This window comes from Salegentibacter sp. (genome assembly GCF_041642575.1).
Taxonomy (GTDB): Bacteria; Bacteroidota; Bacteroidia; order Flavobacteriales; family Flavobacteriaceae; genus Salegentibacter.
This window is the reverse complement of record NZ_JBEPWD010000008.1, coordinates 35206-49286: the sequence shown is the minus strand read 5'-3', so window position 1 is coordinate 49286 and position 14081 is coordinate 35206. Positions and strand designations below refer to the sequence as shown.

At 40.3% G+C, this 14081-nt stretch carries 8 protein-coding genes and 1 pseudogene; 1 reads left to right on the top strand and 8 read right to left on the bottom strand.

What is annotated here, in order from left to right:
- The 8 genes and pseudogenes from ACESK1_RS03110 to ACESK1_RS03075 form a co-directional block, all read right to left on the bottom strand.
- A pseudogene (locus ACESK1_RS03110) lies at positions 1-323 on the bottom strand (phospholipase); the annotation flags it as partial.
- A 51-nt stretch (positions 324-374) separates the two neighbouring features.
- Positions 375-1373 (bottom strand): metallophosphoesterase, encoded by a 999-nt coding sequence (locus ACESK1_RS03105; protein ID WP_372917819.1) that lies wholly within the window; start codon positions 1371-1373, stop codon positions 375-377.
- 5 nt (positions 1374-1378) lie between these two features.
- The gene (locus tag ACESK1_RS03100) at positions 1379-2743 is read right to left on the bottom strand and encodes a glucoamylase family protein (RefSeq protein ID WP_372917817.1); all 1365 of its coding nucleotides are present in this window, start codon (positions 2741-2743) and stop codon (positions 1379-1381) included.
- A gap of 22 nt (positions 2744-2765) precedes the next feature.
- Complete coding sequence (locus ACESK1_RS03095) at positions 2766-4088, bottom strand: glucoamylase family protein (protein WP_372917815.1); 1323 nt, start codon at positions 4086-4088, stop codon at positions 2766-2768.
- A gap of 128 nt (positions 4089-4216) precedes the next feature.
- A complete protein-coding gene (locus ACESK1_RS03090) occupies positions 4217-5944 on the bottom strand; it encodes a LamG-like jellyroll fold domain-containing protein (protein ID WP_372917813.1) in 1728 nt (575 codons plus the stop codon).
- A 5-nt stretch (positions 5945-5949) separates the two neighbouring features.
- Positions 5950-7512 (bottom strand): RagB/SusD family nutrient uptake outer membrane protein, encoded by a 1563-nt coding sequence (locus ACESK1_RS03085; protein ID WP_372917811.1) that lies wholly within the window; start codon positions 7510-7512, stop codon positions 5950-5952.
- A gap of 10 nt (positions 7513-7522) precedes the next feature.
- A complete protein-coding gene (locus ACESK1_RS03080; RefSeq protein ID WP_372917809.1) occupies positions 7523-10525 on the bottom strand; it encodes a SusC/RagA family TonB-linked outer membrane protein in 3003 nt (1000 codons plus the stop codon).
- Positions 10526-10738: 213 nt separating this feature from the next.
- Positions 10739-13480: a LuxR C-terminal-related transcriptional regulator gene (locus ACESK1_RS03075; protein ID WP_372917807.1), complete on the bottom strand. Its 2742-nt coding sequence runs from the start codon at positions 13478-13480 to the stop codon at positions 10739-10741.
- 113 nt (positions 13481-13593) lie between these two features.
- Here ACESK1_RS03075 and ACESK1_RS03070 point away from each other — a divergent pair.
- Positions 13594-14081 (top strand): sulfatase-like hydrolase/transferase (locus ACESK1_RS03070; RefSeq protein ID WP_372917805.1); only part of this gene is annotated, 488 nt, incomplete at its 3' end.

The following is a 14081-nucleotide window of genomic DNA, read 5'->3' as shown; positions in this document are numbered from 1 at the left end:
GCCCAATAATCCTCTTTTGGGGCCTGCGGAAAAATAACTATCGCCGGAAATTTCTCCTGATTCTTCAAAAATAATTCACTGCCATGGGTTAATTGTGACTCGTTATCATCACCTCTTTCCCCTGCACCATGTAAAAATAATACCACCGGATATTCTTTTTCTTCGGAAAAATCCTGCGGGAATAAAATGCGGTAATTTAAAGTGGAGCCATCTTTAATAAATTGTTCTTTTTTAAAGGCTTCCTGATCTTGAGCTGCTACCGTAATCGGAACCAACATTATTACAATGAACACCGCTAATATGTATAAAAATCTTTTTTTCATTTTTTATATATAAAACCTCAAAGATTAAGTACCCGCTGAGGTTATTGCTGATTATTTCAATTGTACATTTTCAAATGAGAAATCATGTTCTTTTTCTTCCTTAAATTCATCAAGCCATGGAGAATAGGTTTTTACGTGAATTTGTTGATTTTCCGAATCAACTTTTATAATTCGTAAAAATCCGTTCCCGCCATTCTCTGAACCCTCAACACCTTTCTGATAGTTGGCAAGCATTTGGTACACCTTATTTCCTTTTTCACCTTCACTTACCAGAGTTCCCACTCCAGATTTAAGAATGTGCCCGGAAAACACCATCGAAATATTATCGTGTTTTTTGACCAGTTTCTCCCAAACCTGCCCGCCATTATTTGGGGCTTCTTCACCGGTATCTTCCCCTATACCATAGTTTTCAGGAAGCCAAAAATCTTCACCATCGTGAAGGGTACTATCTTCATAAATGTGGGCGTGGGTTATTATAATAAAATTGTGATCGGAGTTTTCAGCAATCATCTCATTGGCCCAGGTGAGGGTTTTATTTCTGGGTCCGAACTCTAATGAAAGAACCATCCATTCCTGGTCACCTATCTTAAAATCGCTTAGCAAATTGTCTACTTTCCCTTCCGGAAAAGAGGCTGTAAGATCAGGAAAATCCTCAACCGTAAAATAGGCGTTAGCTAATGAAGTATTCCTGGTATCAGCAAATTTCCCACTTTCACTTCCCATATCGTGATTACCTAAAGCAAAGGAATAAGGCACTTTACCCTGAATCATATTGAATCCTTTTTTAGCAACATCCCATTCTTTTCCGTTGTTATTCTGGGTGATATCGCCTACGTGAAGCGCAAAAGAAAACCTGTCTTCATTATTTGCTAACCATCGCATCTGGTGAAGATAGATTTCAGGAAATTCTTCAACATAAGTCTGGGTGTCGGGAAGCACTACAAATTCAAAAACTTCTTCCTGAGCCAGCATATTACCTGAAAAGCTGAATACCAAGAGGGAGAAAGTAAGACTCCAAATGTTTTTGACAGATGTTAGTAAGTTATTCATGCAAATTAATCTGAAACATTAAAACCTAATTTATCTAAACCTTCCTGAACTTCAGGAGCCTGCATAAACAAGTCCCAAATAAGCCCTGTTCTATAATTTTCGATCATCACCACCTGCGGCCCCTGATCGATGGCCAGGTACCGTTTTGCAGCCCAGTCCTCTCCTTCCAGACTAAAGGCATCGTAAAAGCCTGCAGGGCCCCAAAGCAACTCCTTTTGCTCTTCGTAGAAATATCGAATTGCGCGGAGAGACTCCTCCGGAGTATACGGGATTGAACTTACCGCCGCGGTTGGCGCTACCACTCCTTTATCATCATCGGGAGAATGGGCAGTATAACCAATTCCGTCATTTTCATTACGGGTATAGCTGGCCGTCAAGCCCCAGGAATCTTTACTGTAGGTTTCAAAACCTTCCGGATTTTCTACGCAGTAATTGTAATTGATCAAACTATGATTGACATTAAGATCCCAGTAATTGGCGTACTGATCTTCAAGTCCGGTTGGATTAAGACCAAGATAAGAGTAGTGCGCCCAAAAAAGTGGTCCTCCTTTGTTGCCCCGAGTGTTATGTTTTAAAATTAAAGGAAGCCCATAAGCTTCTTTATCGGTAACAATATCTCCTCCACGGGCCCAACCTTTGTGATAAACATCAGGTTCAATAGCGTGATCTGGAGAAGATGCGGCCATTACATAGGTTATTAAACATTCGTTATAGCCTTCAATCATAAAGTCCATTTCCCACTGATAATCTGGTGACCAGTGCCAGTAAAGTCCGTCTTTATTGTTGGTGTACCACTCCCACTCGATGCCTTTCCAAAGCTCATCATATTTTGCCGCAATCGCTTTTTCTTCTTCGTTTCCGTTCTTTAAATATTCACGAACCACGAGAAAGCCCTGTGCTAAAAATGAAGTTTCCACTAGATCACCTCCATTATCTTTTTCACTGAAGGCCTGAATTTCGCCCGTTTCACCGTTTAACCAGTGTGACCAAACCCCATGAAATCTCGGTGCATTATCTAAGAAATCTGCGATCTTATCTAAACGGGCTACTGCCGAATCACGCTCTATCCATTCCCGTTCCATTCCTGCAACAATCGCCATTAGCCCAAAACCAGATCCTCCTGTCGTTACTACGTGAGCATCATCTTTTGGATATTCTCCATCCGGGTGATAACGCTCACGAGCCATTCCGGAATTTGGTTCAGCATAATCCCAGAAATACTTAAGGGTCTGTTTTTGCACGGTATCCAGCAATGCTTCGTCACTTAGGGTCTGAATATCTGCAACCTCAGTTTTGGGTTTTTTATCATTTTTACAACTTACTCCAACAAAAAATATTAGAAGGAGTAGGCTGATTTTAAAATTGCTCATATAAAATTGGATTCTCGGTTATTTAATAATTAAAGTTTAATCGGCTGAGCCCTTTCTGGATTTCCTCATCGCCCATAAATAGATCCCAAAGTAATCCGGTTCTGTGATTTTCTATCATAGAAATAATAGGTCCCTGATCTATGGCCAGATAGCCATCGGCTACCCAATTTTCTTCTTCAGAAAAGGCATCATAAAAGCCATATGGCCCCCAAAGTGTTGTTCCCATTTCCTCATAAAAATAGCGGAGGGCTTTCATAGATTCTTCTGGAGTGTATGGAAAAGATGATAGGGCCGCAGTAGGGGTAATTACCCCAAGATCGTTTGCCGGGCTGTGGGCCGAGTAGCCCTGGTAATTGTCGCTGGCAGTAAATCCCCAACTATTTTCTCCATAGCCTTCAAAACCTTTAGGATTATCTATGGCGTAGTTATAATGAATTAAAGTATGTGCCTTGTTTTGGTCCCAGTAATTAGCATACTGATCGCTCAGGTTTCGGGGATCCAAACCTATAAAAGAATAATGTGCAAAAAAGAGTGGCCCACCATAAGCAGGTCCCAGCGGGAGATCTATCCCGTAATACTGTCGGTTATTTACCATATTCCCATTAGAAGCCCAACCTTGGTGGTAAACCTCTTCTTCGATTGGATGTGTAGGTGACGAAGCTGCTAACACATAAATTATGAGCGATTCATTCCATCCCTGGATTTTCAGATCTTTTTGGAAATTGTAGTTGGGTGACCAATGCCAGTAAAGAACATTTTCGCCCTGGGTGTACCAGTCCCATTCTACAGCCTCCCATAAGGTTGTGATTCGATCAGTAATTTCTGTTTCTGCAGAAAAATATTGTCGGGCGATCAAAAGTCCCTGCATTAAAAATGCAGTTTCCACAAGATCTCCCCCATCATCAAGATCACCGAACGCCTGGGTTTGCGCGGTATCATCAAGATACCAATGCGAAAACGCACCATGATAGGTGGGAACTTCTTCCAGAAAATCAAGGATCTTCTGAAGGCGTTGTACGGCCTCGCTCCTGCTTATCCATCCGCGTTCTACGGCAACCGGAAAAGCTGCCAGGCCAAAGCCCGACCCACCGATGGTAACTATATTTCTTCCCTGACCTCCATAGGCATCCTGCTGGGAACGTTCCCTGGCGAGACCGGAATTAGGTGCAGCAAAATTCCAGAAATATTTAAAGGTTTGTTCCTGAACCTTTTCCAGAAGTTCCTCATCACCTAACCGCTCTTCTTCAGGACCAGGAATATATGGCTCTTCGTATCCCGGCCCATCATCACTGGAACAAGAAATTATGATCAACATTAATCCAATAAAATATAAGCTTCTAAACATCTCTAATCCGGTTTGAAATAATTCTTAATTCCGGTATTTTCATCAAAATATCGCATACTATTATTCTCCCCGGGCGACTCCAGAGAGGAAAAGGATTCCGGCACTCTTATCAAGTACCGGAATTATCTTTAATTGGCCATTGCAGCCTGTATCTCTTCCTGGGTAAGGGCCTTATTATAGAAACGCAGTTCGTCCATATAACTCTGGTCTGACAGGTGGTTCCATTCGGTGAATCTTGGAGCACCAGACATAATGGAAACTATATCGGTTCCGGTCCAGTCTACTCCACCCGAAACATCACCGGTATTCACCAGTTCGCCATCCAGATAAATTCGGCTTTCAGAATCTGTTAATACAAAAGCTACGTGTACCCACTCGCCATCTGCAACCGTAATTACACCACCATCGTTCCAGCTATCTGCTGAACCATTTCCAACATTAGCTTTAATTCGTTGTTCCTCGGCATTTCCTTCTCTAAATAATCTGAATCCGCTGGTTCTGTTATTCTGAGCATCAGGATTGTCTTCATCTTCAGGGCTAATGGTGATAATTCCTGCACGATCTGGGCTGGCATTCACCTTATACCAAAAAGTGGCACTAAATTCTTCGCTCAGTAATCCATCTGAAGGCATCATTAAGTAGGCTCCTTCTGCACCAGCATAGGCATTACTTCCTGAAACGCTTTCTCCGGCAAAACCTGGAGAACCAACTTCGGTTACTTCACGATTGGCTACCAAATCATTATAGTTGCCATCAAAAGGCATATCAAGAGTTACTGAAGAAGCATTGATCAAGTCCTGGATTTCAGCCTGGGTTAATTCACGGTTAAATAACCTTAGTTCATCAATAACACTGTTTACATCCGATCTATGATCCCAATAACTAAATGCCTCTCCACCTGCACCAATTGTTAATTGCTCAACTCCTGTCCAGTCTATCTCTCCGGCCATTGCTCCCGTTCTTAACGGCATTCCGTTAACGTACAGGATAGTTTCGGAAGGAGTTATACTGAAAGCAATATGCATCCATTCTCCGTCAACATCAATGGTTCCACCATCGTTCCAGCTCTCACCGTCTCCATTACCTACATTTAGCTTAATAGTTTGCGAATCGGCAGAACCTTCTCTAAATAGTCTGAAACCTTGCTCACGATTTTCATCCGCCCCAGATCCTTCAGCACCTGCCACCAGAATTCCTGCGCGGTCTTCTTCTGCACTCATCTTATACCAGAAAGCACCACTGAATTCACTTCCCAGATCTTCTTCATTCAATTCCACATCGATATACGAATCTGCAACTCCAAAATAAGCTCCCGACCCCAGATAAGAATTTCCGGTTATGGCGGGATTTCCGGTTTCGTCAGCCTCATAGATATTAACGAGTTCCATAAAATCACCATTAAATGGCATATAAAAGAATTCCCCTGCATATCTAGGTGTATATGGAGGCTCCTTACTGAAATTAACCGTCTTTGTGGTAGTATTTCCTGCGATATCCGTGGCATTGATGGTTAGGGTATGTTCACCGTTGGTGACCTCGTCAAAAACAATTTCCTCTTTTACGATACGGTAATCAAGAAAGTCATCATAAGTTGCAATCTGGTTTCCGTTTACCAACACTTCGATATTATCGACTTCAATATCGTCTATTACTTCAAAGCGGATATTTACAGAGGCAACAGGCTCGGGAACCTGAATAGTTGCTCCATCAGAAGGAGATTGAATATTGATCTCTGGTGCTCCCTCATCGGGCCCCGGATCTATCTGGGTAAGCGGATCTATTCCATCATACTCGCAGGAGGCAAAACCTATAACGAGCAACAAAAGACCTATTGAAGATTTTAAATAGTTTTTCATACCTACTAGTTTTGCTGATTTAAAATTGAATTCATTATTGCATTTGCCCCAAGAGGTAATGCATCTACCTGCGCCTGAGGATATGGCAAATATTCATCCTCCGCCGAAAAGGTTCTGCCGTCATAGCTCAATTCTCCATAATTATCATGGCGAATCATATCAAAATACCTAATCCCCCATTCCATAGCCAACTCTGCAAATTTTTCATCCAGTACCTGCTCGTGAGTTACCCCGCTAATTGAAGGCATTCCTGCACGGTTTCTAACCAGGTTCACAGCCTCATCAGCAGAGATACTTGGGGCGTTAGCTCCAAGGGTTACAGCCTCAGCATACATAAGAAGAATTTCAGCATAACGAATAAGAATTAAATTCTTCCCGGCGCCGTAATTGTTTCTACCATCGGTTAATTGAGTTGACGGCAGGTAATGTTTCCCGCTAGAGAATATCGCTCTTTCAAAATCGTTGATCACATCTCCTGAAGGGGTTTCGTTGTTTACAAAAGACGGAAGGTCGGTATAACCATCTTCTTCCAACTCTGCAATTCCGCGGTTGGTAAATAATACACTGGTTTGTAATCTAACTTCCTCATCCCTATCCAGCATAAATTTGATAAATTTAAGACTTGGTTCATAGAAGCCCCAGCCACTCTGAGCATTTTCTCTTTCAGGCGTCCAATTCTGAGGACCAAATGGAGCAAAGTTATGATAAAGCGCATCTCCTGATGGAGTTCCGTAATCTGAATATTGCAGTTCAAATAAATTTTCATTACTCAACTCCCCCGGATTTTTGAAAAGCTGATAAAAATCGGGAAAGAGTTCAAATTTTCCTGAGCCTATGATCTCTCCAGCCGCATCTGCGACTTCCTGATGATTACCAAGTTCCTGGTGTGCGAGTGCTTTTAAGGCGTAGGCAGTATAGCTGGTAACCCCACCCTGAATATCGGTTCTTTCATTTGGTCTTAGATCCGGAAGGTTTTCTATTGCAAAATCCATTTCATCTGAAATAAATTGCATCATTTCTTCTTTTGAAGAAACTCCCTTTTCCAGTTCCTCTTCAGGTTGATTGGAAGTAATAATGAACACATCTTCCCAAACCCTGGCCAGGTTAAAATGCAACCAAGCCCTGATCACCATGATTTCGGCAATATATTGATCAGCCTTTTGGGTATCTGCTTCATCGGTAAATTCTTTAAAATTTTCCAATTGCAGGATAGCTGTATTCATATTGATAATATCATTATAATGCACATTCCATAGTGAGTTGTACATCCAGTATCCCCTATCATATGAGTACATATCGGTATCAGCAAAAGGTTGCTGGTCACCTAAACCTCCGGCATTCACATCGTCCCCTCTTACTCCAAGCAACAGAGGCTCTTCCCAGCCCCGGGTGGCTAATTCATAATAAGCTCCAATTAGAGGCTGAATCATTAAACTGGAATCGGTATAGTCCAGATCTCCAGTATTTAATTGTCCTTCCCGAACATCCAGTTTGTCATGGCACGAACTTAGTCCTAATCCTACCATTAAGGAAAGAAGAATTATTTTTATGCTTTTATAATTTTTCATAATAATCTTTTTAGAATTTTAAATTAACACCCAGAGTGTAAATAGCAGGTACCGGATAGGTTTGTCTGTCTACACCATTAGAAACTTCAGGGTTAAAACCGTTATAGTCAAAAATGGACACCGGTTTTTCTGCAGTGAAATAAATTCTGGTTTGTGGGAGACCTTCGGCTTCTATATTATAAGCTACCTGCACATTCTGAATCCTGAAGAAGTCTCCATCCTCAACCCAAAAATCGCTTAATCTCTGGTTCCAGGCCTTGCGCAGTCCGGCAGATGATGGATAACTATTACTGGTTCCTTCTCCGTGCCATCTGTTAATCGCAAGATCAGCATCCATATTGGTATCCTGGGTAAAAATAATTTCCCCTCTTTTTCGGTTAAGGATCTTATTACCTGTTTGCGCGTAGACGTCCATAGAAAACTCAAATGCCTTATAGTTCACTCCTACACTACCTCCAAAGGTATATTCAGGGAGGAATGAACCTAGTATAACCCGGTCTGAATCATCTATCACTCCGTCCCCATTTTGATCTCTGTAAATCAGATCTCCGGGTTCCAGATCATTTTCCAAGGCTATTGGATCATTGTCTATTTGTTGTTGATTCTGGTATACTCCTATCCTCTCGTAGCCATAGAAACCAAGTAAAGGTCCTCCCAGAGTTGTACGCTGGCGAAATTCAGCTGAGCCGGAATCTATATACCCGGCTTCATCTTCAATCTCTATAGCTTCGTTTTTAAGGGTGGTGAAATTGGCCCCAATTCTATAACTAAAATCATCAGAAACCTGGTGACTCCAGTTAGCGCTTAATTCCAGACCTTCATTTCGAATAACACCCGAGTTTCTGTCCACACTTCGGTTTACAATAGGAATATATACCGGTAGGATCGCATCATGAGTATCCCTTATATAATAATCAGCATCTATAGATAATCTGTTGTCAAATGTCTGAAGGTTCAACCCAAAGTTTTTCTCTTCGATCACTTCCCATGTATTATTAGAAAATACACTGGTGGATGTTAAACCTGTACGCGGATTGTCTCCTATTGGCGTAGTAATAACATTTATAGTATTTGATCCGGCACTGGCGGCAACATTATCGTTCCCAAGTTTTCCCCAGCTGGCTCTCAACTTAAGAAAATCAAGAAATTCATTATCAGCAAGAAATTCTTCATCAGATATAACCCAACCTAAACCTACAGAAGGGAAATATCCCCATGGATCTAAGGTGAACTTAGAAGAACCATCAGCCCTTAAAGTGGCGTATAAAAGATATTTATCTTTATAATCATAAGCAACTCTACCAAAATAGGAAACGCCGTAGAATCTTACGCCTCTTTCGTTTACATTGTTACTAAAGGAATCCCGATCGGCAAAATCCAGGTACCAGCTGGTTTCCAGGTCAATCCCTGAAATATCAAATCCTGTAGCAGAGAAAGTATTGCTTGCCTCATCTCTATAGGAAGCACCAAGCATTACAGTTAGATCGTGATCTCCAAAACTATCATCATAGGTGAGCACATTATCCCAAAACTGATTGGAGAAGTTATTATTCTCTCTTCTAATACTGGATCTTCTTTCAAAGTTGTTTCCAAGAGTATATGGTAAGTTTACATCTCGGTTTTCTAAACTGGAATAATCATGGCTGTAGGTTGTTTTGAAATCCAGCTTATCTTCAATAATGTCATACTGAAGATACATAGTAGTAAGTAACTTTCTTATTTTCTGCCTGTTTTCATTATACGACATGTCCTGAAATGGGTTCTGAGTCCCCCGGTATCCCAAAAGCTGTGCGTTGGAATATGGAATTGGACCAGCTTCGGTATTGAGTTCATCAATTACCGGCATGACGGGAACAGCAAAATAAGCTCTAAACCATGCACCATTTTCAGGAGTGAATTTAGTAGCATTACTAAAGATCGAGTTCACCCCGGCTTTAAGACGATCGGTGACATCTACGTCAATTTTAGAACGAATATTGAAACGCTCATAATTGTTCTTCATATCCAAAACTCCTTCCTGGTCGGTATAGTTAGCTCCTACAGCATAAGACGCTTTTTCTCCACCTCCACTTGCGGAAATACTATGATTCTGGATTAAACCTTCCCGCAGGATTTCCTTATACCAGTCGGTATTAACAGCAGGCACGTTTGGATTAATTCGGCTACGTCCATAACGCTGAATGGCATTTTCAATAAAATTGATATCGGCCTGTGAGCCCGATTCCTGTGCCATGGTGTAAAATTGTTCGGTATTGGCAAGTTTCACCACATTTTGGGCACGCTGAATCCCGGTATACCCGTCATACTCAAACTGAATTTTCTGGTTTTTTCTACCTGATTTAGTTTCAATGATAACTACTCCGTTTGCAGCCCGCACTCCATATATGGCAGAGGAAGAAGCATCTTTCAACACATTCACAGATTTTATATCCTTTGTATTAAGAAAGTCTATATTATCGTAAAGCGCTCCATCTACAACGTATAAGACATTAGTAGCATCACCAAAGGTACCAAGACCTCTAATTCTTACGGTAGGAGAATCTCCGGGAGAACCGGAATTAACAATTTGCACCCCTGAAACTTTACCCTGCAGGGATTGCATTACGTTCGAGGTAGGAGTTTTTTCGATTTCTTCAGCTTCTATAGTTGCAATAGAACCGGTGAGGTCTCTTTTTTTCTGAGTACCATATCCTACAATCACAACTTCTTCCAGTTGACCGGCATCTTCTTCAAGAGTAACATTATAAGTATCCTCTGTGGAAATGGTGATTTCCTGAGGTTTAAAACCTAGAAATGTCACTCTAAAGACATCGCCTTCCTCCACGTTTTCCAGCGTGAAGTTTCCATCAAAGTCGGTTATTGAAAAAATATTTTTTCCGATAACTTTCACTTCGGCCCCCGGAAGAGGCATGTCAGTAGGGTCTACGATTACCCCGCTAATTGTTTTTGTATCCTGTGCATTCCCATAAAGAGAAAATAAGAAGACAAAAAGAGTAAAAATTTTAAATTTCATACGTTCGGTTTTTAACTGAATTTCACAGAAAGATACAGCCTTAGTTCAGTTTTACGAAAACGTTGTAGTACACTATGACTACATCATGAAATTTAACGATTTAAGATACTGATAAACAGTATTTTAAACAATTTTTGAAGTAAAATTTTAAAGAATATTTATGCTTATGATGTAGTAATGTAGTAGTAGTTTTTAGAGGCTAATAAGGGCTTTTTAAAAGTTCTTAATAAGGAAATTTGTTAAATTTTCCTTATTGTCCAATCCCATTTTCTTACGTAATCTGTATCGATGGACCTCTACTCCTCGTACCGAAATTCCCATTAATGGAGCAATTTCTTTAGAGGTTAAATTCATTTTAAGGTAAGAACACAATTTCAGATCTTTATTGGTGAGCTGCGGATAAGTTTCCAGAAGGTCTTTAAAAAAATCTTCATGAACCTCATTAAAGTTGGTCTCAAAAACCTGCCATTCATCCTTATTCTTAATAGCCCGGTTGATCTTATTCATAATATGCTTTAATCGGAATTGATTTGTGAACTTGTTCTTATCCTTATTTAATTCCCCCTGGATCTCCATAAGTACTTCATTCTTTTTAGCAGCTACCATGGTTGTATTAGCGAGTTCTTTACGTTTTAAAGTGATCTCATTCATCAATCTCTGTTTTTCCAGTTGATTAAGCCGTTCCTCGTGGTCCTTCTCAAATTTTTGCTCCAGCAACAGCTGCTGTTTTTTTAATTTAAGTTGATTAAACCAGTAAATAAGCCCAATCAGGCCAAGAAACATCAGTATATACAGAAACTTCATTAACCCGGAAAGATACCAGGGTGGACTTACCTTAAATGGAAAAGAAGTTTTGGCAGAGGCCCCTTTTTGCGGACTAATCGCAAACAGGTTTAGTTTATAATCTCCATGTCTGAGGTTTTGAAAATTAAGCACGCCATTCTCTACTTTCCCCTGTAAAGTATCTTCACCAATAAGCTCATAATGCATCCCGGCAGCATCTGAAACGGGCAAAGCGGTTTGCACAAGAATATCCCTGGCCATGTTATAAGGAACTTCAGGCTTCACGGAAAGATCATATCGCTGATTGATATCTGAAAAACCCCGGATAATGGGCTGACTAAGCTGTTCCCGGTTTCGGCTTCGGATCAATTCCTTCAGGTTGATCCGGGCAAAACCATCATTAAGAGCTACATAATAAACAGAATCACTCGTTCTAATAATTTTCTCATAATTCTTAACAAGCCTGTCCTTGATCTTAGATGAGGCAACTCTTACAATATCCCTCTTTAAATCGGTAAAAACCAGGGAATTCTCCCTAGTGTTAGTAAACCAGTAACCCGCAGTGTCATAAAACAAAAGTTTATTATTTTTATAATTCTCCAGCTCTTTCAAATGTTCGAGGTCCCGGGTAAAACTATTATACCTGTACCATTTCCCACGATTAAAAATTGCAAGCTGATCATTAATGCGGAAGATATCAGCATTGTAGTGACCTTTTCCGTCTATATCCCTAAGTTTTTCCACGGAAAGAACACCATTGTAGTCTGGGTCAAAATTAATCCTGAAAATCCCTTCATAAGGGTGGGCTGCCAGAAGACTGGATGATTCCTGGAATAATATCTCACGCACTGGAAAATTAATTCCCTCTATTGGTTCAGCAATATTATCCTCATTTACCCGTGTAATTCCGGTATAGGTTGCCACTAATTTTTCGTTCCCGGTATTATAAGAATTATATATTTTAAAACTTCCCGTGCGATCCTCTATCGGCTGAAAAGAATTTTCTTCTATTATGAAAGTGCCGGTGTTGTGATTAGCATACAAAACCTCATCCAGGACCTCAAGATTCCAGGTATGGCCTTCAGAACCTCTTATTAGTTCAAGTTCATCTTCCACGAATCGGTAAACCCCGGTATTACTGCCTAAATATAACTTCTCATTAAAAAATTCCAGATCATATACCGCCCCCAACTCACCGGTGTCGTCTGTAAAATATTCAATCGGGGATTTCAGATTAACCATATCCACCCCGTTATCAAGACTTAACCAGATTTTGCCATTATTTTCAACCATGCGCAACACAGTATTATTTTGCAAACCGTGATGCCTGTTATAAAGCCGGTAAGTCCCTTCTGCCTGGTTATAATGAATTATCCCGTTCTTCACGGTTCCTAATACAATTTCTTCATTAGGGAGCACCAAAATATGATTTAATTCAAATCGGTTGAGATCAGCATTCAAAATATCATCTTTGAAAAGACGACATGCTTCACCATCAAATTCATACAGAGCTTCTCTAGTTCCAATCAATAAGTTTTCACCGTTAACCTCGACATCAATTATGGTTTTTCCTTCCAAAATATCTTGATTAGGTAAGGCTTCCATCTCTCCATCCTCATCCAAATATTGTAAACCAGACTCTCCTGTTGCGATTAATAGGCGGTTATTAAAAACAGTCATTTTATTGGTAACTACATTCTTTACCAATTCAATGCTATCATGCTCATATTTATAAATAGCACCAAAAGACCTAAAATAGATCGCATCCTTATATGAGAGAATTTCCCAGAACTCATCACTGTTCAGAAGATCTTCATCTAAAAGATGAATTAAGGAGTTGTATTTTAAACTCCCGGTGATATCCCGTGACCAATAGCCAAATTCTTTATAGGAGCCTGTATATATTCTGTCCTGGCGTGTGTAAACAGATCTGATAATAGAGCCGGTCTTTAAGCTATGTAATTTCCAGCGTTGCCCATCATAACTCAGTAATCCCTGGTTGTTGGCCACATAGATAATCCCCTGCTCGTCTATATCTATATCCCAGTTCTGGCTGGCAGCTTCATAATCCCGCGAAGAATAGTTTTGTATAGGTGGTGTGAGCTGTTGAGAAAAACCGCTTAGATTCATCAACATTACCAATAATAAACTATATATCAACCTAATTTTCATCTATTTAAACATTTCTGTGCAGTTTTTGTTGTAGTCTTAATTTCATCAAAAATACAAGCTTTTTGTATTTTTGATGAAATTTGATAGCAAAATAATCAACTAAACTTCGCCGAATGCTAAGACAAAAATCATTTCAAAAGATTTTCGCAGTCCTCCTACTAGGATTTCTCCTTTTTTCCTGTAAACAAAAACAGGAGGAATCAAAAGAGGAATCTCCTGAAAGACCTAACATAGTCTTTATAATGACCGATGACCATGCGACCCAGGCAATAAGTGCATACGGCCACCCTGTAAGTCAACTTGCTCCAACTCCAAATATTGATCGCATTGCTCAAAATGGAGTGAAGTTCAATAATAACTTCTGCACTAATTCCATTTGTGGGCCAAGCAGGGCAGTTATTCTAACCGGAAAACACAGCCACATAAATGGTTTTAGAATGAATGGTGATGTTTTTGACGGCTCACAAGCCACCCTCCCGAAATACCTTAAAGAAGTTGGTTACCAAACTGCTTTGGTGGGAAAATGGCATCTTCACGGCTTACCGGAAGGTTTTGATCATTGGAACATCCTCGTAGATCAGGGAAATTACTATAACCCTGA